The 22,400-nt window shown below is 65.2% G+C and carries 22 protein-coding genes; 11 read left to right on the forward strand and 11 right to left on the reverse strand.

All coding sequences use genetic code 11. The features are described 5' to 3' along the window. Window positions 1-27 precede the first annotated feature (27 nt). Entirely contained in the window at window positions 28-1,098 is a 1,071-nt protein-coding gene (hrcA, locus tag ABSY17_RS21475) for a heat-inducible transcriptional repressor HrcA (protein ID WP_378945237.1), read from the reverse strand. A 163-nt stretch (window positions 1,099-1,261) separates the two neighbouring features. On the opposite strand from hrcA, the gene rph reads away from it, so the two are divergent. The 4 genes from rph to hemW are packed head-to-tail and all read left to right on the forward strand — an operon-like array spanning window position 1,262 to window position 4,210. Continuing rightward, entirely contained in the window at window positions 1,262-1,978 is a 717-nt protein-coding gene (gene rph / locus ABSY17_RS21480; protein ID WP_378945239.1) for a ribonuclease PH, read from the forward strand. Between the two features lie 8 nt (window positions 1,979-1,986). After that, window positions 1,987-2,397: a VOC family protein gene (locus ABSY17_RS21485; protein ID WP_378945242.1), complete on the forward strand. Its 411-nt coding sequence runs from the start codon at window positions 1,987-1,989 to the stop codon at window positions 2,395-2,397. Next, entirely contained in the window at window positions 2,397-3,044 is a 648-nt protein-coding gene (gene rdgB / locus ABSY17_RS21490; protein ID WP_378945245.1) for an RdgB/HAM1 family non-canonical purine NTP pyrophosphatase, read from the forward strand. Before ABSY17_RS21485 ends, rdgB begins: the two co-directional genes overlap by 1 nt. Then, a complete protein-coding gene (gene hemW, locus ABSY17_RS21495) occupies window positions 3,044-4,210 on the forward strand; it encodes a radical SAM family heme chaperone HemW (protein ID WP_378945247.1) in 1,167 nt (388 codons plus the stop codon). Before rdgB ends, hemW begins: the two co-directional genes overlap by 1 nt. Window positions 4,211-4,633: 423 nt before the next feature. Here hemW and ABSY17_RS21500 read toward each other — a convergent pair whose 3' ends face one another. Then, a complete protein-coding gene (locus tag ABSY17_RS21500) occupies window positions 4,634-5,113 on the reverse strand; it encodes a GNAT family N-acetyltransferase (protein WP_378945250.1) in 480 nt (159 codons plus the stop codon). A gap of 101 nt (window positions 5,114-5,214) precedes the next feature. Here ABSY17_RS21500 and ABSY17_RS21505 point away from each other — a divergent pair, with 101 nt between their 5' ends. The 4 genes from ABSY17_RS21505 to ABSY17_RS21520 all read left to right on the forward strand — a co-directional run bounded on the left by ABSY17_RS21505 (window position 5,215) and on the right by ABSY17_RS21520 (window position 7,482). Beyond that, window positions 5,215-5,646 carry an EamA family transporter gene (locus tag ABSY17_RS21505; protein ID WP_378945253.1) on the forward strand — a complete coding sequence of 144 codons (432 nt, stop codon included), beginning with the start codon at window positions 5,215-5,217 and terminating at the stop codon, window positions 5,644-5,646. A 239-nt stretch (window positions 5,647-5,885) separates the two neighbouring features. Then, window positions 5,886-6,785 (forward strand): 16S rRNA (cytidine(1402)-2'-O)-methyltransferase, encoded by a 900-nt coding sequence (gene rsmI, locus ABSY17_RS21510; protein WP_378945255.1) that lies wholly within the window; start codon window positions 5,886-5,888, stop codon window positions 6,783-6,785. Beyond that, window positions 6,778-7,149: a YraN family protein gene (locus ABSY17_RS21515; RefSeq protein WP_378945258.1), complete on the forward strand. Its 372-nt coding sequence runs from the start codon at window positions 6,778-6,780 to the stop codon at window positions 7,147-7,149. The genes rsmI and ABSY17_RS21515 overlap by 8 nt, the downstream gene beginning before the upstream one ends. A 102-nt stretch (window positions 7,150-7,251) precedes the next feature. Further along, window positions 7,252-7,482 (forward strand): DUF3297 family protein, encoded by a 231-nt coding sequence (locus ABSY17_RS21520; protein WP_378945261.1) that lies wholly within the window; start codon window positions 7,252-7,254, stop codon window positions 7,480-7,482. 38 nt (window positions 7,483-7,520) lie between these two features. On the opposite strand, the gene ABSY17_RS21525 is transcribed toward ABSY17_RS21520, so the two are convergent. The 3 genes from ABSY17_RS21525 to ABSY17_RS21535 form a co-directional block, all read right to left on the reverse strand. Next, window positions 7,521-7,805, reverse strand: a complete 285-nt coding sequence (locus ABSY17_RS21525) for an acylphosphatase (protein ID WP_378945263.1) — start codon at window positions 7,803-7,805, stop codon at window positions 7,521-7,523. Between the two features lie 32 nt (window positions 7,806-7,837). After that, window positions 7,838-9,208 (reverse strand): cytochrome P450, encoded by a 1,371-nt coding sequence (locus ABSY17_RS21530; protein WP_378945266.1) that lies wholly within the window; start codon window positions 9,206-9,208, stop codon window positions 7,838-7,840. Between the two features lie 78 nt (window positions 9,209-9,286). Next, complete coding sequence (locus ABSY17_RS21535; protein ID WP_378945269.1) at window positions 9,287-9,691, reverse strand: ester cyclase; 405 nt, start codon at window positions 9,689-9,691, stop codon at window positions 9,287-9,289. Between the two features lie 140 nt (window positions 9,692-9,831). Between ABSY17_RS21535 and ABSY17_RS21540 the strand changes: the two genes are divergently transcribed. The 3 genes from ABSY17_RS21540 to gyrB all read left to right on the forward strand — a co-directional run bounded on the left by ABSY17_RS21540 (window position 9,832) and on the right by gyrB (window position 14,131). Then, on the forward strand, window positions 9,832-10,725 hold the full coding sequence (locus ABSY17_RS21540) for a LysR substrate-binding domain-containing protein (RefSeq protein WP_378945272.1): 894 nt from the start codon (window positions 9,832-9,834) through the stop codon (window positions 10,723-10,725). A 96-nt stretch (window positions 10,726-10,821) separates the two neighbouring features. Beyond that, window positions 10,822-11,391 carry an NADPH-dependent FMN reductase gene (locus tag ABSY17_RS21545; RefSeq protein ID WP_378945274.1) on the forward strand — a complete coding sequence of 190 codons (570 nt, stop codon included), beginning with the start codon at window positions 10,822-10,824 and terminating at the stop codon, window positions 11,389-11,391. Between the two features lie 292 nt (window positions 11,392-11,683). Beyond that, a complete protein-coding gene (gyrB, locus tag ABSY17_RS21550) occupies window positions 11,684-14,131 on the forward strand; it encodes a DNA topoisomerase (ATP-hydrolyzing) subunit B (protein WP_378945277.1) in 2,448 nt (815 codons plus the stop codon). Between the two features lie 218 nt (window positions 14,132-14,349). Here gyrB and ABSY17_RS21555 read toward each other — a convergent pair whose 3' ends face one another. The 6 genes from ABSY17_RS21555 to ABSY17_RS21580 form a co-directional block, all read right to left on the reverse strand. Then, window positions 14,350-15,042, reverse strand: a complete 693-nt coding sequence (locus ABSY17_RS21555) for a response regulator transcription factor (protein WP_378945280.1) — start codon at window positions 15,040-15,042, stop codon at window positions 14,350-14,352. After that, window positions 15,039-17,747, reverse strand: coding sequence for a DUF4118 domain-containing protein (locus ABSY17_RS21560; protein WP_378945282.1), 2,709 nt, complete (start codon window positions 17,745-17,747; stop codon window positions 15,039-15,041). The genes ABSY17_RS21555 and ABSY17_RS21560 overlap by 4 nt, the downstream gene beginning before the upstream one ends. Before the next feature lie 64 nt (window positions 17,748-17,811). Further along, window positions 17,812-18,381, reverse strand: a complete 570-nt coding sequence (kdpC, locus tag ABSY17_RS21565; protein WP_378945284.1) for a potassium-transporting ATPase subunit KdpC — start codon at window positions 18,379-18,381, stop codon at window positions 17,812-17,814. A gap of 12 nt (window positions 18,382-18,393) precedes the next feature. Next, the gene (gene kdpB, locus ABSY17_RS21570) at window positions 18,394-20,466 is read right to left on the reverse strand and encodes a potassium-transporting ATPase subunit KdpB (RefSeq protein WP_378945287.1); all 2,073 of its coding nucleotides are present in this window, start codon (window positions 20,464-20,466) and stop codon (window positions 18,394-18,396) included. Window positions 20,467-20,503: 37 nt separating this feature from the next. Further along, window positions 20,504-22,207: a potassium-transporting ATPase subunit KdpA gene (gene kdpA, locus ABSY17_RS21575; RefSeq protein ID WP_378945290.1), complete on the reverse strand. Its 1,704-nt coding sequence runs from the start codon at window positions 22,205-22,207 to the stop codon at window positions 20,504-20,506. Window positions 22,208-22,238: 31 nt separating this feature from the next. Next, on the reverse strand, window positions 22,239-22,328 hold the full coding sequence (locus ABSY17_RS21580) for a K(+)-transporting ATPase subunit F (protein ID WP_040456474.1): 90 nt from the start codon (window positions 22,326-22,328) through the stop codon (window positions 22,239-22,241). Window positions 22,329-22,400: the final 72 nt, after the last annotated feature.

Consider the following 22,400-nt stretch of genomic DNA (forward strand, 5'->3'; position numbering starts at 1 on the left):
CACCTCCTTGGCTGAGCAGCCTGTCTGCTATCTGAGCATGCGCGATATCAGCTGCGCAGTATAGTCGACCATCGGCACGATGCGGGCGTAATTCAGCCGGGTCGGGCCAATGACGCCGAGCGCGCCGACGACGCGGGCGTCCTTGTCGCGATAGGGTGCGACCACCAGCGACGAGCCGGACAGCGAAAACAGCCGATTTTCCGATCCGATGAAGATGCGTACACCCGAGCCTTCCTCGGCAAGGTCGAGCAACTGGATCAACCCATCCTGGGTCTCCATGTCCTCGAACAGGTGCTTGAGCAGCTCGATGTCGGCCTGGGCGGTGACGTTTTCGAGCAGATTGGCGCGCCCGCGCACGATCAGCCGCGCTGGCAGGCCGCTGTCGGCCCCGGCCCAGACGGCAAGGCCCTTCTCGACCAATTGCTGCGACAGCGTGTCGAGGGCGGCCCTGGTCTCTTCCTTGATACGGGCGATCTCGATGCGCGCCTCGGCCAGGGTGCGGCCACGGATATGGGCGTTGAGGAAGTTCGACGCCTCGTGAAGCTGCGAGACGGTGACGCCCAGCGGCAGCTCGATGACCCGGTTCTCGACATCGCCATTCTGCGACACCAGAACGGCGAGCGCCTTGGTCGGTTCGAGCTGGATGAACTCGATATGCTTGAGGGCAACCTCGTTCTTGGCGGCAAGCACGAGGCCCGCGCCGCGCGACATGCCCGACAGCATCTGGCTTGCCTCGGTGAGCATGTGCTCCAGCGTGGCGCCCTGGCCCGAGGCTTTGACCTGGGCGTCGATGGTGCGGCGCTCCTCGTCGGAGAGGTCGCCGAGCTCCATGAAGGCATCGACGAAGAAGCGCAGACCCTTCTGCGTCGGCAGCCGGCCGGCGGAAATATGCGGCGCGTAGACGAGCCCGAGGTGCTCGAGGTCGCTCATGACGTTGCGCACGGTCGCCGGCGACAGCGACGACGGCAGCATGCGCGACAGGTTGCGCGAGCCCACCGGCTCGCCATCCCTGAGGTAGGAATCGACGATGCGCCGGAAGATGTCGCGCGAGCGCATGTCGAGGGATTGCAGGCTGGGATCGGTAACCGCTTTGGTCATCTGCTTCATGGTCTCCGTCTAAAGTGATATAGACAGCGCCGGCCCGAACACAACCGCCGGCCACGCGGTCGGCGCGACTGTGAACCTGTTTTCCTTTGCGCTGGTGGTGGCATGGAGCTACAAGCCGGCAACAAATCCGATTTCGCCACAGAAAGAAGCCTGAATGCGCCCCTCCAAACGCCAGTTCGACGAAATGCGCGCCGTATCCTTCGAGCGCAATGTGTCCAAGCACGCCGAAGGCTCGTGCCTGGTCAAGTTCGGCGACACCCATGTGCTGTGCACGGCGAGCCTCGAAGAGAAGGTGCCGGGCTGGATGCGCAATTCCGGCAAGGGCTGGGTGACGGCCGAATACGGCATGCTGCCGCGCTCCACCGGCGAGCGCATGCGCCGCGAGGCCTCCTCGGGCAAGCAGGGCGGCCGCACGCTGGAGATCCAGCGCCTGATCGGCCGTTCGTTGCGCGCCGTGGTCGATATGGGCGCGCTGGGCGAGCGCCAGATCACTGTCGACTGCGACGTGATCCAGGCCGATGGCGGCACCCGCACTGCCTCGATCACCGGCGCCTGGGTGGCGCTTTACGACTGCCTGCGCTGGATGGAAGCGCGCCAGATGGTCAGCGTCGAAAAGGTGCTGAAGGACCACGTCGCGGCGATCTCCTGCGGCATCCATGACGGCCAGCCGGTGCTCGACCTCGACTATCTCGAAGACTCGTCCGCCGGCACCGACGCCAATTTCGTCCTGACCGGCAAGGGCGGCATCGTCGAGATCCAGGGCACCGCCGAAGGCGTGCCGTTCTCGGAAGAAGAGTTCCTGCAGCTCATGGGCCTCGCCCGCAAGGGCATCACCCGGCTGGTCAGCCTGCAGCAGATGGCGGTGGCCTGAGGCGCGCCATGCAACCCTCGGCGATCCTTGAAACCGCGCTCTACGTCACCGATCTAGACGCGGCCGAGGCATTTTATGCCGATGTGATCGGCCTGGAGCGGATCGCCAAGGTGCTTGGCCGGCACGTGTTCTTTCGCTGCGGCCAGGGCGTGCTTTTGTTGTTCAATGCCGAGGCTACGCGCCATGCGCCGAAACCGGACGCGAAACTCCCGGTGCCGCCGCATGGCACGACCGGACCGGGACATGTTTGCTTCGCTGCGACGCCGGCGGAACTCGACCAATGGAAGTCCAGGCTCGACGGCATGGGCATAGCAATCGAGGCGGATTTCGAGTGGTCGCAAGGCGGCCGCTCGATCTATGTCCGCGACCCCTCGGGCAATTCGATCGAATTCGCCGAGCCGAAAATATGGGGACTTTGATGCGTGAACTCGCCGACAAGAAGATCGTGATCGCCAGCCACAATGCGGGCAAGCTGCGCGAGTTCGCCGACCTGATGGCGCCGTTCGGTTTCGAGGCGAAATCCGCCAAGGAATACGGCCTGCCCGAGCCCGACGAGACTGGCACGACCTTCGAGCAGAACGCCTACATCAAGGCGCATGCGGCCGCCGAAAAGACCGGCCTGCCCGCACTGTCGGACGATTCCGGGCTGGTGGTCGACGCGCTCGACGGCGCGCCCGGCGTCTACACCGCCAACTGGGCCGAGAAGCCCGACGGCACGCGCGACTTCGCCATGGCCATGCAGCGCACCGAGGACGCCATGCAGGAGCGCGGCGCCAGTTCGCCGGACCAGCGCGGCGGCCGCTTCGTCGCCGTCATCTGCCTGGCCTGGCCCGACGGCCACGCCGAATATTTCCGTGGCGAGGCCGAGGGCACGCTGGTCTGGCCGCCGCGCGGCGAGAAGGGCTTTGGCTACGATCCGGTGTTCCTGCCCGAAGGTTTTGACAAGACTTTTGGAGAGATGAGTGCCGAGGAAAAGCATGGCTGGAAGCCCGGCCAGGCCGATGCGCTCTCCCACCGCGCGCGCGCGTTCCAGAAATTCGCCCGCGCCAAGCTCGGATCGGCCTGATGGGCGTTACGTCGCTCAGCCGCGACCCCGGCTTCGGCGTCTACGTGCATTGGCCGTTCTGCGCGGCCAAATGCCCCTATTGCGACTTCAACAGCCATGTCCGCCATCAGCCGGTGGATCAGGAGCGCTTTGCCACGGCATTTGCCACGGAACTGGCAACGATGCGCGGCCGCACCGGGCCGCGCGAGGTGACCAGCATCTTCCTCGGCGGCGGCACGCCGTCGCTGATGAAGCCGGAGACTGTGGGCGCCGTGCTCGAGGCGATTGCCGCCAACTGGACGATTGCAGCAAACGCCGAAGTGACGCTGGAGGCCAACCCCTCCTCGGTGGAGGCCGAGCGTTTTCGCGGCTATCGCGCAGCCGGCGTCAACCGCGTTTCGCTGGGCGTGCAGGCGCTGAACGACCCGGACCTGCGATTCCTCGGGCGGCTGCACAATGTCGAGGAGGCGCTGCACGCCATCGGGCTTGCGCGCGAAATCTTCCCCCGCCTGTCCTTCGACCTGATCTATGCCCGCCCCGGCCAGACGCCGGAAGCCTGGGCGGCCGAACTCAAACAGGCGATCGGCTATGCCGTCGACCATCTGTCGCTCTACCAGCTGACCATCGAGGAAGGCACGCGCTTCCACCAGCTTTACTCGGCCGGCAAGTTCCAGATCCCCGACGGCGATCACGCCGCCGATCTCTATGCCATCACCCAGGAAGTGACGGCGGCGCACGGCCTGCCAGCATACGAGATTTCCAATCACGCCAGGCCCGGCGCTGAAAGCCGCCACAACCTGACCTACTGGCGCTATGGCGAATATGTCGGCGTCGGACCCGGCGCGCATGGCCGCTTCCTCGAGGGCGGCAGGCGCATGGTGACGATGGCCGAGAAGCTGCCGGAGCGCTGGGCCGAACTGGTCGAACAGCGCGGCCATGGCATCACCGGTGGGGAGATCCTGACGCGCTCGGAAGAGGCCGACGAGTTCCTGCTGATGGGCCTCAGGCTCGTCGAGGGCATCGACCTCGCCCGCTACGAGATGCTTTCCGGCAAGTCGCTGTCCTCGGCACGGCTGTCGATCCTGCAGGGCGAAGGGCTGGTGGCGCCGATCGGCAATTCGCGGCTGCGCGCCACGCCCGAGGGCATGATCGTGCTCGACGCAGTCGTCGCCGATCTGGCGTGGTAACGGTTGGTGTTGGCGTCGGCTTAGCGTGGCGGCAACTGTGGTAGCATTTGACCACGGTGCCAGCTTCGAAGTCACGGCATGGATCCCCGGGTCTGCGCAGTTCGCTTTGCTCCTGCTCCGCCCGAGGATGACGAAGCTGTGGGGCCTGCCGCCAATCGCGTACGGCAGCGCAGGTGCCGACATTTCCGCTGGTTCTAGGATTTTATTGGCGCGGCGTCTGCGATTAGCGGCGCACTACTTTCCCGTCGTCATCCTCGGGCGGAGCAGGCGCGCAAGCGCCGTCGCGGAGACCCGGGGATCCATGCCGTGACTAAACGGCCGGCCTCGACGGTCCAGAATGCTTTTCTAGCCAGAGCGATGCCTACAACGCCGGGCCAGCACCGGTGAGCCAACAACGCCGATCCGACTACCAGCCAGCGCTGATCAGGCCCGCCTTTTCATCGCAAAGACGTTAAGCCCCTCGACACCCTCTTCGATGCGCTGCCAGCCCATCTGCTCGTAGAAGGCGGAAACCGCAGGCTTGGCGCAGAGATAGACCGTGTCGAACTCCTTGGCGAAGGCTGCATCTGCGGCGGCGCGCACAAGGGCTGCGCCGATGCCGGACTTGCGATGCGCCTCGTCGACCCAGACCGCAGCCACCCAAGGCGAGTATTGCGGCCGGGATTCGAGATCGTTGTCGATCAGGTGGGCGGTACCAAGGAAGGCGTCGCCGTCATGAGCGACAAGCGCCATGGGCAGGCTGGTGGAAGTGAAGTTCTCGTCCACCAGGCCCCTGATGAACGCGAGTTCATGGCCATCAGCGCGCCACCAGGCGTTCCAGATGCGGTCGGCGACTTCGCCGGCGAATTCGGGCCTGTCGCAAAGGTCGGAGATGGCATAGGTCTGGCTCTGGGCGTTCGTCATGATGCTTGCCGTTAGATTGGGACTTCTGATCAGCCGGCGACTGGTACAAGGTGAACAAGCAACTATCCAGCAGCCAACAGACTACATTCACGGAGCCAGACATGACCCTCGAATCCTGGCAGTTCTGGGCGGTGCTTTCGGCCGTCTTTGCCGCACTGACGGCGATCTTCGCCAAGGTTGGCGTCGAGAACGTCAATTCCGACTTCGCCACGCTGATCCGCACGGTGGTGATTTTGCTGGTGTTGGCCGCCATCGTGACGGCGACTGGCCAGATGCAGGCGCTCGGCACGATCTCGACCAAGACCTATACCTTCCTGATCCTGTCGGGGCTGGCCACCGGCGCATCGTGGCTGTGCTATTTCCGCGCGCTGAAGCTCGGCAATGCGGCGCAGGTGGCGCCGATCGACAAGCTAAGCGTCGTTCTTGTCGCGGTGTTTGGCGTCATTTTTCTTGGCGAGCGGCTGAGCGCGGCGAACTGGCTCGGAATCGCCCTGATCGCGGCCGGCGCGGTGCTGGTCGCCTACAAGGCGTGAGCGCGGAGCCGCCTTTGAAGCTGCGTCGAGGCGTGAAATGTAGGCGTCGAATCGATGAGGCATGGCGGGTACGAGTGCCCTTGTTTCGCGAATCTCTGTTCCGATCCGCAGCCGCGATTTCTGCCCTGCACTGTGGCAAAGCCAAGGCACGAACCATCACAAGTTTTGCAAGCCGGGCCGTGCCGTGCCAAACAGGGCGAAAGTCGTCCATCGCGTAACCGGACGGCGAGCGGGGTTCAGTGCAGAAAGACGAAAACAAGCGGGTCTATGTCATCGGCCAGACCGAGATCGCGGCGAGGCCGCTCGATCCGGCGCTGTATCTGGTGGCAACACCGATCGGCAATCTCGGCGACATCACGCTGAGGGCGCTCGAAACGCTCGCTGGGGCCGACCATGTCGCATGCGAGGACACGCGTGTTACCCGCGTGCTGCTCGACCGCTACGGCATCCGCCAGCGGCCGACCGCCTATCACGAGCACAATGCCAATGAGGCCGGACCGCGGCTGATCGAAGCGCTGGAGAACGGCCGCAGCGTAGCCCTGGTTTCGGACGCTGGCACGCCGCTGGTCTCCGACCCCGGTTTCCGGCTGGTCGGACAGGCGCAGGAGCGCGGCATCCGGGTCGTGCCGATCCCCGGCGCGTCGGCAGTGCTTGCAGCACTCACCGCCTCCGGCCTGCCGTCGGACGCCTTCTTCTTCGGCGGTTTCCTGCCGGTGAAGGACGGCCAGAAGCGGACGCGTCTGGACGAGCTGAGGGCCGTGCCCGGCACGCTGATCCTGTTCGAATCGCCGCGCCGGCTGGCCGACACGCTGGTCGCGATGGCTGACGTACTGGGCGCGCGGCCGGCGGCAATCGGGCGCGAGCTGACCAAGGCCTTCGAGGAGATCCGCACCGGCACGCTGGTGGAACTTGCGGCCCACTATGCCGAGGCCGACACGCCCAAGGGCGAGATCGTGATCTGTGTCGCACCGCCCGAGGAGCGGACCGACGCGCCCGAGGACGTCGACAAGCTTCTGCTGTCTCTGGCCAAGGAAATGCCGGCGTCGAAGGCTGCGGCCGAAGCCGCGCGCATGACCGGTCAGCCGAAGCCGGCGCTCTATCGCCGCCTGCTGGAGCTCAGGGAAGGGTCGGATGGCTGAGCCGCGCGACCGCCGCAAAGCCTATGCCCGCGGCCATCGCGGCGAATGGCTGGCGGCGCTGGCGTTGATGCTCAAGGGGTTCCGGATCGTCGCCCGACGCTACAAGACCAAGCTCGGCGAGATCGACCTGATCGCCCGGCGCGGCGATCTCGTGCTGATCGTCGAGGTCAAGGCGCGGAAGACGCTGGTCGAGGCGATGGAAGCGGTGGCCTACGGCTCGGAGCGGCGGATCGAGGCGGCCGCCGACCTATGGCTGGCAAGACAACCGGACTACGGCCGGCTGTCGGTGCGCTTCGACATGGTGGCGGTACTGCCGAGGCGATGGCCGGTGCATGTCGAGAATGCTTTCCAGGGGCGGAACTGAGGCCTTTACCCGGCCGGGCAATGCACTTATTTGCGTGCCCACGAAGCAAATGATGCACGTCCATGCCTAGCCGCATGTGCGCCTGAATTCCTGGAGACGACAATGACCCTTCCCGACCGGCTGAGCATCGACCCGCGCAGCCCCTTCTTCGACGGCGAGGTGCTGCAGCACGGCGTCGGCATCCTGTTCAACGGCAGCGAGCGCGAGGACGTCAGCGAATACTGCGTCAGCGAGGGCTGGATCCGCGTGCCGGCCGGCAAGTCCAAGGACCGCTTCGGCCAGCCGATCACTATCAAGCTCAAGGGCACGGTCGAGCCTTTTCCGAAGCCGTAAGGCGGCTGAAACGTACAGTTCGTTTCTGGAGACCTGTGTCAACCGGTGATGTTAAAGCCCACCGGCGCATCGGCCTGATCGACCGTCTCGGGAACGACGCTGCGGACATCGGCGCCGCGCGGTCCCTGCCAGAACGCATCCAGCATTGAGGCCACGGCCTCGTCCGAGCCTGAGATCAGGGCGGCGACGGAGCCGTCGCGCTCGTTGCGAACCCATCCGCACAGGCCGAGACGCAGGGCCGCGCGCTGCGCCCAGGCACGATAGCCGACGCCCTGGACGCGGCCTGATATGCGGACGAGAACTGTGCGAGAGATGTCGGTCATTGAGGCCTCCAACGGTCGCTGCACTAGCTACCTCACCGCCGTGTCACCCGCATCGGCAGGCCGCCCTGCGGCTGGGTGGTGAGCTTCTGCACCGGCCACGGCCTGGTTTCGGAAGTCACGTCGAAACGGAAGCGCGACAAGAGGATGGCGAGCGCGATGATCGCCTCCTGCATGGCGAAACTCGCGCCGATGCAGACACGCGGGCCGGCACCGAAGGGCAGATACTGGAAGCGGTCGATCTTGTCGCGGTTTTCGGGATGGAAGCGTTCGGGCATGAAGGCGTCGGGCCGGTCCCACAGCTTTCGGTGGCGATGGACCGTCCAGGGCATCACCAGCACCTGCGCCTTCAGCGGAATCTTCAGATCCTTGTAGCTGTCTTCAGCAATGGGCTCGCGGTTGATCGAGGGAGCCGGCGGATAGAGGCGCAGCGCCTCCTCGAAGGCGGCGCGGGTAAAGGGCATTGCGTCGAGCCATTTGACCGGGTCGGGTTCGCGCGCCAGCACCTCATCGATCTCGCGCTCGACACGGTCGCGCTCCCAGGTGGCTTCGGCGAGGCAGTAGATGGTCCAGCCGAGCGCCCGCGCCGTGGTCTCGTGGCCGGCGCCGATGAAGGTGATGATGTTGTCCTCGATCTCCTGGCGGGACAGCCCGTCCGGGCCCTCAGCGCGCAGCAGCAGGGTCAGAAAATCCTGCGGCGCGCCAGCGGGATCGCGGGCGAGCCTTTCGCTGCGCATCGCCACCGTGTCGGTGACGATCTGACGGAAATAGGCCATGGTCTTGCGGCCACGGAGGCGGGTGAAGCGGGGGATCCAGGCGGGTGCGCGCAACAGGTCGAACGGATCGACGCGGCCCATAGTCTCGAACAGCCGGTCGATCTCGTGGCCGAAACTGCCCGGCTCGCCCGCGATCTCGCCCGAAAACAGCGTTTCGGCGAGGATCTCGTAGGTCAGCATGGTCATGTCATGGGCGACATCGACCGGGGCGGTGACGCCGTCGTAGCGTTTGACGAAATCCAGCGTGCGGGCGAGCATCGGCTGGGCGAAGCCGAAGATATGGCGCGGCGTAAAGACCGGCGCCATGGCCTTGCGCGAGCGCTTCCAGACGTCACCCTCGGCGGTCAAGAGCCCGTCGCGCAGGATCGGCCTGAGGATCATCTGGCGGACAGTCGCCATCTTGTAGTTCTTGGCGTTGTCGACCAGGACATGGCGGATGAGGCCGGGATCGTTGGCGATGACCAGCGGGCCGCCAATGCCGGAGACCGAAATCCACGGCTCGTTGTAGGACGGCTCGCCCCACAGCTCGAGCGGGTTGCGGTAGACGATCCGCATCATCTCCAGCGTCGAAGGCGGCGTGGCCCGCGGCGTCGGCGCGGGCGGGACGAAAGGTTCTGGCCTGGTATCCATCAGTTGCTCTGCCTCACCCGCCATATGTAGGCGCAGGCGAGGCAGGCGTCCATCCGGGCGAAGGCCGCCGGCGGTTCGTCAGGCGGTCCAGCCGAGCTGGCGGGCCTGATGGCCGCTGTCGCGCACGCCCCAGCGTTGGGTGATGCGGCCGTCCCGGACGGTGAACCACTCGATCGCCGTCAACTCGAAGCTGTTGCCGGTGGCCGGCATGCCGCGAAACGGGGCTGTCGCCTTGCCGGTCTCACGGAAGCGGACGACGACATTTTCGCCCTCCTCGGCCATGTCCAGCACCGCGAGGCGCATGACCAGGCACTCGTGCAACTCGCGCCAGATCGGTAGGGCGAACTCAACCGTACCATGCCCAAGCACCCCATGGATGACGGCATCGGGCGCAAACAAAGAGGGCAAGGAAGCGAAATCGCCTGAATTCATAGCCTCGATATAGGCGCGGACGACGTTCTTGGCGGAGGTCTGGTTCAGCATGTTCTGGTCTCCATGGGCAGGATGGCATCACGGCCTCCGCGGTCGGGGATTGCGGTTCGGCCGGCGGTGTATCGCGACAGCCCGGCACGCGGCAGTTGCGCCACTTGCAGAACCATTCTGCATAAGTGCAGAATACTGAAATGTTCGACTGGAATGACCTTCGCTATCTGCTTGCCACCGCCCGCCACGGCTCGACGCTCAAGGCGGCGGGCGCACTCGGCGTCAACCAGACGACGGTTGCACGACGCATCAAGGCGCTGGAAGACGCGCTCGGCACGAAGCTCTTCCACCGCCGCCAATCGGGCTACAGCGTTACCGACGAGGGGCGCGACGTGCTCGAGCTTGCAAGCGCGGCCGAAGAGGTCGCAGCCAAGCTGGAGGCCCGTGTGCAGGCGCGGAAGCGCGCGCTGTCGGGCAAGGTGCGCATCACCGGGACGGAACTGACCGCGCGCCTGCTGCTGGCGCCCGCGGTGTCGCGGCTGCGCGCCGACTATCCCGAGATCGCCGCCGAAATCATCGTCACCGACCACAGGCTCGATCTCGGCAAGGGCGAGGCCGACATCGCGCTGCGCGCCGGCGGCGCCAATGAGCAGCCCGACATCGTGCGCCGGCGCCTGCCGGGCTCGGTGTGGGCAATCTACATCGCCAGGTCGCTTGCCGAGACCGCCGGACTGCCGGAGGACGAGGCGGCGATCGCCCGGTTCCCAGTCATCGCCGGCGAAGGCGCGATCGCGGCGGCCGGGCCCGTGGCGCTGCTGGAGCAACGCGCCGATCCGGCACGGATCGCGCTGCGCTCGAATTCGCTGCCCGGACTTCTTGCCGCCGCGGAAGCGGGACTTGGCCTCGCTGCCCTGCCCGCGATTGCCGTTCACGGCTCGAGCCAGCTGATACGCTGCGAGGCGTTGGGCAACTTTGCGAGCCCGTTCTGGCTGTGCTGGCACGAGAGCCGGCGCAACGACCCGTTGATCCGCACCGTGGGCGAGGTGCTCGCCGCAACGATCACGGAAAGACGGGCCTTGGTTACCGGAATGTGACCCGGTTACCAGGGGGTGCCTTCTTGTCACCGGAGGGTGCCGGGGGCTATCTCCGCCCAGTCACCATTGGATACCTGCCTACCAAGGACTGAAATTTTGAAACACCAGCTCAATATCGTCGTGGCCAGCACCCGCCCCGGCCGCGTCGGTCCCGTTTTCGCCCGCTGGCTCGAAGCCTATGCGCGCGAACACGGCAAATTCGAACCCGTGATCACCGACATCGAGGCGTTTGACCTGCCGATTTTCGACGAACCCAGGCACCCGCGCCTCGGACAGTACGAGAACGACCACACCAAGAAATGGTCCGAGGCGATCAAGCCCGCCGACGCCTTCGTGTTCGTGACGCCCGAATACAACTTCTTCGCGCCGCCGGCACTGGTCAACGCCGTCAACTATCTGTCGCGCGAATGGAACTACAAGCCGGCCGGTTTTCTCAGCTATGGCGGCGTGTCCGCCGGCCTGCGGGCCGTACAGTCGGAAAAAATGCTTCTGACAACGCTAAAGATCATGCCGATACCGGAAGCGGTGGCGATCCCGGCCTTTGCGCAGCACCTTGACGAGGATGGCGAGTTCAAGGCCAACGAACTGGTCAAGGACAGCGCCAGGACGATGCTCGACGAGTTGCACCGCTGGAGCGAAGCACTGAAGCCGCTCAGGGCTGCGTGACCGTCGGGGTACGGACCCCAGCGAGAAACTGCATCGTCGGCCGCTGTATCGGCCGGCGATGGCACTACCGAGCGACCGAAATTTTCCGGTTCTCGTGAACGGCCGGCCTTGCCGCCAGCCGCTTGGCGGCAAGGCTTGCAGCCCGCTTCGCGCGCCAGTGCCGATCCCCAGCCAAAAGCCCCGTAAAACTTGGAAAAACCACACTTAACCCCTATATCTCGATGACGAATGGACGTGCGATTCGGGGCCGATTTAGCTGCGTCCTCCTGCGGCAGTCAGACGAAAGTTTTTCATGAGCGACCAGTCCGAGAACCTTCCCGGCGCCGATGCCGAATACGGTGCAGATTCCATCAAGGTTTTGAAGGGCTTGGACGCCGTCCGCAAGCGCCCCGGCATGTATATCGGCGACACCGACGACGGCTCGGGCCTGCACCACATGGTCTACGAGGTGGTCGATAACGCCATCGACGAGGCGCTGGCCGGGCACGCGACGCTGGTGACTGTTTCGCTCAATCCGGACGGCTCGTGCACGGTGACCGACAACGGCCGCGGCATTCCGACCGACATCCACCCTTCCGAAGGCGTCTCGGCGGCAGAAGTCATCATGACGCAGCTGCATGCCGGCGGCAAGTTCGACCAGAATTCCTACAAGGTTTCGGGCGGTCTGCACGGCGTCGGCGTGTCGGTGGTCAATGCGCTGTCGGTGTGGCTCAAGCTCAGGATCCGCCGCAAGGGCCAGATCCATGAGATGACCTTCAACCACGGCAACGCCGTTGCGCCGCTGAAGGTAGTCGGCGACGCCGGTGACGAGACCGGCACGGAAGTGACCTTCCTGCCCTCGTCCGACACCTTCACCATGGTCGATTTCGACTACGGCACGCTCGAACACCGCCTGCGCGAACTCGCCTTCCTGAACTCGGGCGTGCGCATCGTGCTGTCGGACAAGCGCCATGCCGACGTCAAAGTGCAGGAACTGCTCTACGACGGCGGCTTGATCGAATTCGTCAGATACCTCGACCGCGCCAAGAAGCCGCTGATCGACAAGCCGATCGCCATCCGCGCCGAGCGCGACGGCATCACCGTCGAAGTGGCGATGTGGTGGAACGACAGTTACCACGAGAACGTGCTGGCCTTCACCAACAACATCCCCCAGCGCGACGGCGGCACGCACCTCGCCGGCTTCCGCGGCGCGCTGACGCGCCAGGTGACTGGCTATGCAGAAACGTCCGGCATCGCCAAGAAGGAAAAGGTTTCGATCACCGCCGACGACACCCGCGAGGGCCTGACGGCGGTGCTTTCGGTCAAGGTTCCCGATCCGAAATTCTCGTCGCAGACCAAGGACAAGCTGGTTTCCTCGGAAGTCCGCCCGGTGGTGGAAAGCCTGGTCAACGAGGCGCTCGGCACCTGGCTCGAGGAGCATCCGGCCGAAGGCAAGATGCTGGTCGGCAAGGTGGTGGAAGCGGCCGCCGCGCGCGAAGCAGCGCGCAAGGCGCGCGAACTGACCCGCCGCAAGGGCGTGCTCGACATCACCTCCCTGCCCGGCAAGCTCGCCGACTGCCAGGAGCGCGATCCGGCCAAGTCCGAAATCTTCATCGTCGAGGGTGACTCGGCAGGTGGCTCGGCCAAGAGCGGTCGGTCGCGCCAGAACCAGGCGATCCTGCCGCTGCGCGGCAAGATCCTCAACGTCGAGCGCGCGCGCTTCGACCGGATGCTGTCGTCGGACATGATCGGCACGCTGATCACCGCGCTCGGCACCTCGATCGGCAAGGACGAGTTCAACGCCGACAAGCTGCGCTACCACAAGATCATCATCATGACCGACGCCGACGTCGACGGCGCCCACATCCGCACGCTACTTTTGACCTTCTTCTTCCGGCAGATGCCGGTCCTGATCGAGCGCGGGCACCTCTATATCGCCCAGCCGCCGCTCTACAAGGTGACGCGCGGCAAGAGCTCGCAGTACCTCAAGGACGAAAGCGCCTTCGAGGAATATCTGATCGACGTCGGCACCGACGAGGCCTCGCTGACGCTGGCCTCCGGCGAGGTGCGCACCAGTCAGGACCTGCGCGCGGCGGTGACGGATGCGCTCGGCGTGCGCACGCTGGTCGACGGCCTGCACACGCGCTATTCGCGCACCGCGGTCGAGCAGGCGGCGATTGCCGGTGCGCTGAACCCCGACATCTTCGCCGATCTTGGCCGCGCCGACGCCATGGCACAGACTGTGGCCGCACGGCTCGACCTGATCTCGGAAGACATCGAGCGCGGCTGGACCGGCCAGGTCTCGACCTCGAACGAAGGACCGGGCGGCTATGTCTTCGAACGCACGGTGCGCGGCGTGAAGGAATATGTTCACCTCGACATGGGGCTCATCAACTCGGCAGACGCACGCGCGCTCGACCGCTTTGCCGGCCGGCTCGGCGAGGTCTATTCGCAGCCTCCGGTGCTGCGCCGCAAGGACGTCTCGGAGACCATCGCCGGGCCTCTGGCTTTGCTCAACGTCATCTTCGCCTCGGGCCGCAAGGGCCTGACGATGCAGCGCTACAAGGGCCTCGGCGAGATGAACGCCGAGCAGCTGTGGGAAACGACGCTCGATCCGAACGTGCGCTCGCTGCTGCAGGTCAAGGTCAACGACGCCACCGACGCCGACGCGCTGTTCTCGCGCCTGATGGGCGACGAGGTCGAGCCGCGTCGCGACTTCATCCAGGAAAACGCGCTCAGCGTGGCAAACCTGGACGTTTGAGGCAGGCTATCTGGGGCGCGCTCATAGGGAGTGCGTCCTTCGAGGCTCGCCCGCAGACCTTCGCGTCCAGTTCGGGAAGATTCTCGCGGGCTCGCACCTCAGGATGAGGGGCGTTTGCGGCCGACTTCCCTCATCCTGAGGTGCGAGCCCGCATCACGGCCACGAGTCAGCTCGAAGTCGAATGGGCGAGCCTCGAAGGACGCACCACGCCTACCCCATCAATCCGCCTCGCGCAGCCGGTAGCCGACGCCGGTTTCGGTGGTGATGTATTGCGGCTCGTCGGGGGTCTTTTCGATCTTCTGCCGCAACTGGCGGACATAGACGCGCAGATACTGCACGTCGGCCGAGCCTCCCCAGACGTGCTTGAGCAGGAAGCGGTGGGTCAGCACCTTGCCTGCATGCTGCACCAGCACGCGCAGGATGTCGTATTCCTTGGGCGAGAGTTTTATCTCGCGATCTCCGACCCTGACGATGCGCTTGACCAGGTCGACCGACAATTCGCCGGTCTGGAACACCGGCTTTTCGCCCTGCTGCTGCAGCCGATGCCGAAGTGCCGTGCGGATGCGCGCGGCAAGCTCGTTCATGCCGAAGGGTTTCGTCACGTAATCGTCCGCGCCGAGTTCGAGCGCCCCGACGATACCAGCCTCGTCGGTACGGCTAGACAGGATGATGACCGGCACTTGCATCCCCTCTTGTCGCCATGCGGCGAGCAGGTCGTGGCCGGCGACATCGGGCAGGCCAAGGTCGAGCAGGATCAGGTCCGGCCTGTCTTCCTTCACCAGCGCCATCGCCACCTTGCCGGAGGGTGCTTCGCTGATGGCGTAGCCTTGGGTGCCGAGCCCGACGCGCAACAGCTTGCGGATCGGGGGCTCGTCGTCGACGATGAGGATCTTTACCGCAGCGTTGGTCATGCAATTCCGTTCACATTGGGCCGCTCGGCCGGCAACGGCATCGTGATGGCAAACACCGCGCCCGACCTGTCGGCCCGGTTGGACGCGACAATGGTGCCGCCCATCGCCTCGACGAAGCCGCGGCAGATCGACAGGCCAAGCCCGGTGCCGGCGCGGACATGGTCGCCCTTGCGCACCCGGTAGAAGATATTGAAGATGCGCTCAAAATCGGCCGGCGGAATGCCCGGGCCCTCGTCCATGACCTGGATGACGACGCTATCGCGATCGGCCCACCCCCGAATGCGGATCGTGGAGCCTTCGGGCGCATATTTGGCGGCATTGTCGAGAAGATTGAACAAAACCTGCTCGAACAGCACGGGATCGAGCTTCAGCATCGGCAGATCGTTCGGGATACTGACTTCGGTCTTGTGGTGCATGGTGATCTTGGCAGCGCGACGCAGCGCGCTTCCGACGATGTCGCCGACGTAATGCAGGGCCGAGTTGGGTTCCATGGCACCAGACTCAATCTTCGTCATGTCGAGCAGATTGGCGATGAAGCGGTTGAGACGCTCGGATTCCTCGAGCACCGTCGAGACCAACTCTGCCCTCCCCTCGTCGGTCAACGAGACGCCCAGATCGTTGAGCGCACCGGCCGCACCCATGATGCCGGAGAGCGGCGTCTTGAGGTCGTGCGAGATCGACGTCAGCAGCGCCGAGCGTAGCCTGTCGGACTCGACGGCGAGCCGGGCGCGGTCGACATCGGCGACGAGCTGGATGCGCTCGATGGCAACGGCGGCCTGGTCGGCCAGGGCATCGAACAGACGCTGCTGTTCGGGCGTCAGAAGCGGACCCTGGCGATCATTGTCGAGGCCGACGACACCAACCGCCATGCGTCCGGTGCGCAGCGGCAGATAAAGGCGCTTGGCGCCCGGCAATGTATCGGCGCCGCGGCCAGCGGCGCGATTGTGCTCCCACGCCCAGCGCGCGGCGGCGATGTCGGCATCGACGAGCGTGTCGTCGGGCGGGTAGCCCGCCTTGACCGCAATGGTGCCATCCTCGGGCAGGAGCAGAACGACCCGGACCTTGAGCATCGAGGCGATCTGGAAGGCGGTTGCCCACAGGACATCGTCGAGCGTGCCGGTGCCGGCGAGCTTCTTGGCGAAGAGATAGAGGTCCTCGGTCATGCGCGCCCGATTGCGCGCGGCCTCCGCCTGGCGCTGGACGCGGCCGGTCAGGTTGGAGGCGATGACCGCAACGACAAGGAAGAACAGGAACGCGACGACGCTCTCAGGATCGGAAATGTCGAGCGTGTAGAGCGGCGGCAGAAAGAAGAAATTGTAGGCGAGCGCGCTGAGTACTGACGCAAACAGTGCCGGCCACAAGCCAAGCGTGACCGCCGAGGTCAACACCGCCATCAGGAAGACCAGCGCGATGGAGCGCACGTCGAGGAACTGGTTGAGGCCGAAGCCAACGACCAATGCGCCGAACACATGGAGCGTGGCCACCACATAGGGCCAAGGCTCGAAACCGCGGCGCGCCGGCGCGGTCTTCACCCCGTGCGAGGCGGGTGCCGCATCCTGCTCGGTGCCCGAAATGACATGAATGCTGATATTGCCGGCCTGGCGGATCAGGTCGTGGGTGACCGAACCTTCGAAATATTCGCGCCAGCGCGACTTGCCGGCCCGCCCGACGATGATGTGGGTGAAATTGTGCGAGGCGGCATGGCGCACGATATCCTCGGCCACCGACTGGCCGGGAATGGTGACCGCGTCGCCGCCGAGTTGCTCGGCAAGACGCATGGTGGCGGCGAGCCTGTCCTTGTCGGCGTCCGACATGTTGGCCGAGCGCGAGGTCTCAATGTGGATCGCCGCCCATGGCGCGCGCAGGCGATCGGCCTGGCGGCGAGCGTAGCGGACCAGTGCCGCCCCGCGAGAATGCTCGTCGACCGCCACCAGCACGCGGTCGCCCGCCGCCCACGGCCCCTCGATGGCGTGGGCCTGCATGTGCGTCAGCAGTTGCTCGTCAACCCGCTGGGCGGTGCGGCGCAGTGCCAGTTCGCGCAGGGCGGTCAGGTTGCCGGGCGAAAAATAGTTCTCGATCGCCCGCCGCGCGGTGCTGGGCACATAGACCTTGCCCTCATGCAGCCGCTTGATCAGGTCGTCGGGCGTGAGGTCGATGATCTCGACGTCGTCGGCGCGGTCGATGATCGAGTCCGGCACCGTCTCGCGGACGGTGATGCGGGTGATCTGGGCGACGATGTCGTTGAGGCTCTCGACATGCTGGATGTTGAGCGTGGTGTAGACGTCGATGCCCTGGCTCAAAAGCTCCTGGGCGTCGAGGTAGCGCTTGGGGTGGCGGCTGCCGGGCGCGTTCGTATGCGCCAGCTCGTCGACCAGGACCAGCGCGGGCCGCCTGAGAATGATGGCGTCGAGGTCCATCTCCTCGAGCTTGCGGCCCTTGTAGTCGATCACCTTGCGCGGGATGACCTCGAAGCCCTCGACCAGCGCCTGGGTTTCGCGGCGGCCGTGGGTCTCGACGACGCCGATGACAACATCGACGCCATCGGCGAGCCGCCCGCGCCCCGACATCAGCATCTCGTAGGTCTTGCCGACGCCGGGGGCAGCACCCAGGAAGATCTTCAGACGGCCGCGCCCTTCCCGCTCGGCGGTCTCGAGCAGCGCGTCGGGCGAAGGTCTGCCTTCCTGTTCGCGGATATCTTCTGGCATCTACTCTTGCATCGATGGAGGGCGCCGGGGTTCGCAACAGTGTTAGAACCCCGGCGCCGACTTGTCAGGGGGCAATCGCCGTGTCGAGCGCCATGTTCAATTTCAGCACGTTGACGACCGGCTCGCCCATGAAGCCGAGTTCGCGGCCCTCGACGTGCTGGTCGACGAGCTTGCGAACCGTGGCCTCGTCGGCGCCGCGCGCCTTGGCCACCCGCGCGACCTGGAAATAGGCGGCTTCCGGCGAAATGTGCGGATCGAGCCCGCTGCCGGAGGCGGTAACCAGTTCGACAGGCACCGGCGAGCCGGGGTCGGTCTGCCTGAGCTTTTCCGCCTCGGTCTTGACGCGGTCGATCAGCTTGGCGCTGGTCGGCCCGAGGTTCGAGCCACCGGAAGCGGCGGCATCGTAGCCACTGCCGGCCGCGGAAGGACGACCGTGGAAATAGCGTTCGCCGGTGAAGGCCTGGCCGATCAGCTCGGAGCCGACCACCTGACCGTCCTTGACGATCAGGCTGCCGTTTGCCTGTCTGGGGAACAGCGCCTGGGCGATGCCGGTCATGCCGAGCGGGTAGGCAAGGCCGGTGATGGCCGTCAGGGCGACGATCATGACCAGTGCGGGTCTGAGTTGCTTCAACATGGAGATAGTCCTTTACACGAGGCCGATGGCGTTGATCGCCATGTCGATGGCCTTGATGCCTAAGAAGGGCACAATGATGCCGCCGAGGCCGTAGATGAGCAGGTTCTGGCGCAGCAGCGCGCCGGCGCCGATCGGCCGGTATTTGACGCCTTTCAGCGACAGCGGGATCAACGCCACGATGATCAGCGCGTTGAAGATGATCGCCGACAGGATGGCACTCTCAGGCGTGGCAAGCCCCATGACGTTGAGCGCGCCAAGCTGCGGGTAGAAGGCCAGGAACATCGCCGGGATGATGGCGAAATACTTGGCGATGTCGTTGGCGATTGAGAAGGTGGTCAACGCACCGCGCGTCATCAGCAACTGCTTGCCGATCTCGACGATCTCGATGAGCTTGGTCGGGTCGCTGTCGAGATCAACCATGTTGCCGGCCTCGCGAGCGGCGACAGTGCCTGTGTTCATGGCCACGCCGACATCGGCTTGGGCGAGTGCCGGAGCATCATTGGTACCGTCGCCGCACATGGCGACCAGCTTGCCCTTGGCCTGCTCCTCGCGGATCAGGGTGAGCTTGTTCTCGGGCGTCGCCTGGGCGAGGAAGTCATCGACGCCGGCCTCGGCGGCGATGGCTGCCGCGGTCATCGGGTTGTCGCCTGTTATCATCACCGTGCGGATGCCCATGCGGCGCAGCTCGGTGAAACGCTCGCGGATGCCGCCCTTGATGATGTCCTTGAGGTAGATGACGCCGAGCAGCCGCCCGTCGCGGACGACGGCAAGCGGCGTGCCGCCAAGCCTGGCGATCTCGTCGGACATGGCCTGGACGTCGCGCACCGCTGCGACGTCGACGCGCGTGCCGGAGGCCGAGGATGAGCAGGCATTGACGTGGGCGATCACCGAATCCACCGCTCCCTTGCGGATCGAGGAGCCGTCGAAATCGACGCCACTCATCCGGCTCTGGGCGGTGAAGGGCACGAAATGGGCGTGCAGCGAGCCCATGTCGCGGGCGCGGATGCCGTAGCGTTCCTTGGCCAGCACGACGATGGAGCGTCCCTCAGGCGTCTCGTCGGCAAGCGAGGCAAGCTGGGCGGCATCGGCCAGTTCCTGCTCGGTGACACCCTTGACCGGACGGAACTCGGTGGCCTGGCGGTTACCGAGGGTGATGGTGCCGGTCTTGTCGAGCAGCAGCGTGTCGACGTCGCCGGCAGCTTCCACGGCACGACCCGACATGGCGAGCACGTTGAAACGCACCAGGCGGTCCATGCCGGCGATGCCGATGGCCGACAGCAGCGCGCCGATGGTGGTTGGGATCAGCGTGACGAACAGCGCGACCAGTACGATGACCGGGATGTAGCCGCCGGCATACGAGGCGAAGCTCGGGATCGTGGCGACGGCGAAGACGAAGATCAGCGTCATGCCGGCAAGCAGGATGTTGAGCGCGATCTCGTTCGGCGTCTTCTGCCGCTCGGCGCCCTCGACCAGCGAGATCATGCGGTCGAGGAAGGTCGAGCCGGCAGCGGCAGTGATGCGCACGCGGATCCAGTCGGACAGGACCTGCGTGCCGCCGGTGACGGCCGAGCGGTCGCCACCGGACTCGCGGATGACGGGCGCGGATTCGCCTGTGATCGCCGCCTCGTTGACCGAGGCGACGCCCTCGATGACCTCGCCGTCGGAAGGGATAATGTCACCGGCCTCGACCAGCACGATCTGGCCGACCTTGAGGCTGGTGCCTGGTACCAGCTTCCAGGCGGTGCGGCTGTCGCCCTCGAGCAGCTTGGCCTGGGTTTCGGTGCGCGCCTTGCGCAGCGAGTCGGCCTGGGCCTTGCCGCGGCCTTCGGCGACCGCCTCGGCGAAATTGGCGAACAGGACGGTGAACCACAGCCACAGGATGATCTGGAAGGAGAAGCCGAGGTTACCTGTGCCGGTGACGAGGTCCCTGACGAACAGGACCGAAGTCAGCAGCGAGACGACGGCGACGACGAACATCACCGGGTTCCTGGCCAGGCTGCGCGGGTCGAGCTTCTTGAACGCATCGCCTATGGCGGGGACGATGATGCGAGCGTCGAGCAGGCTCGCGGGTTTGTGGGTACTCATTCGAGAGACTCCAATTCGATTGTATTGCGGCGCTGCGTCAGAACGTCTGGCCGACGATCATCGCGAGGTGCTCGACGATCGGGCCGACGGCGAGGGCCGGGAAGAAGGTCAGGCCGCCGACGATCAGCACCACGCCGGCAAGCAGGCCGACGAACAGCGCACTATCGGTCGGGAAGGTGCCGGCGGATGCGGGAACCGTCTTCTTGGTGACCAGCGAACCGGCAATGGCAAGTGCCGGGATGATGACCAGGAAGCGGCCCATCAGCATGGCGAGGCCGATGGTGATGTTGTACCAGGGCGTATTGCCGGTGAGGCCGCCGAAGGCCGAGCCGTTGTTGGCCGTGCCCGAGGTATAGGCATAGAGGATCTCGGAGAAACCGTGCGGCCCAGGCGTGCCGACCGAAGCGACGGCCGAGGGCAGCAGCACCGCGATTGCCGTGAAGCCGAGCATCGACAGCGGAAGGCACAGGATGGCAAGCACGGCCATCTTGATCTCCTTGGCCTCGATCTTCTTGCCGAGATATTCCGGCGTGCGCCCGACCATCAGGCCAGCGACGAAGATAGCGATGACGACGAACATCAGGATGCCGTAGAAGCCGGCACCAACACCGCCGACGATGACCTCGCCAAGCTCCATGTTGATGAGCGGGATGAGCCCGCCGAGCGCGGTGAAGGAGCCATGCATGGCGTTGACCGCGCCGCAGGACGCCGCGGTGGTGATGACGGCGAAAAGCGAAGATAGGGTGATGCCGAAGCGCACTTCCTTGCCTTCCATGTTGCCGCCCTCGATGCCGAGCGCATGGAACAGCGGGTTACCGGCGGCCTCGGCCCAGTAGGTAACGGCGACGCCGGCAACGAACAGGATGCCCATGGTGGCGAAGATCGCCCAGCCCTGGCGCTGGTTGCCGACCATACGACCGAATACGTTGGTGAATGCTGCGCCGATGGCGAAGATCGAGACCATCTGGATGAAGTTCGCGATCGCATCGGGGTTCTCGAAGGGGTGCGCCGAATTGGCGTTGAAGAAGCCGCCGCCATTGGTGCCGAGCATCTTGATGGCGAGCTGCGAGGCGACCGGTCCAAGCGCGATCGTCTGATTGGCGCCTTCCACCGTGGTTGCCGTGACATATGCGCCGATGGTTTGCGGCACGCCGAGCCAGACATAGGCGAGCGTCAAAACGATGCAGAGAGGCAGCAGCACGTAGAGCGTGGAGCGCGTCAGGTCGACCCAGAAATTGCCGACCGCCTTGCCCGAGGCGCGGGCAAAGCCACGGATCAGTGCCATGCCGACCGCGATGCCGGTGGCGGCGGAGACGAAGTTCTGCACCGTCAGCCCGGCCATCTGGACGAGGTAGGACATGGTGCTTTCGCCGCCGTAGTTCTGCCAGTTGGTGTTGGTGACGAAGCTGACTGCGGTGTTGAACGAGAGTTCAGGCGGCACCGCCCCCATGTCCATGGGGTTGAAGGGCAGCGAACCCTGGACACGTTGCAGCAGATAGAGCAGCAGGAAGCCGGCGATGTTGAAGGCCAACATGGCCGCGGCATAGCCGGTCCAATGCTGGTCCTCGCGTTCGCTGGTGCCGGCAAGCGCGTAGAGCAGGCGCTCGACAGGCCCAAGCACAGGCGATAGCAACGTGCGTTCGCCGTTGAAGACGCGGGTCATGTAGCCGCCGAGCGGCTTCACGAGCAGAATGATGATCCCGCAGAAGACGAGGATCTGTATCCAGCCATTGATGGTCATTTGAAGAGCTTTCCGAGCGTGCGCTGGAGGTTCAGAACCGTTCCGGGCGAATGAGCGCGTAGGTCAGGTAGGCAAGCAGGAACACGGTCACTGCCCCGCCGAGGATGTAGTCGAACAGCATTTGGCGTTCCTTCAGAGGATGTCGCAGGCTTTGACGTAGGCAAAGCACATGGCGAAGAAGACGAGGCCTATC

It is taken from the genome of Mesorhizobium sp. ANAO-SY3R2 (genome assembly GCF_042466635.1).
In the GTDB taxonomy this organism is placed as follows: domain Bacteria; phylum Pseudomonadota; class Alphaproteobacteria; order Rhizobiales; family Rhizobiaceae; genus Aminobacter.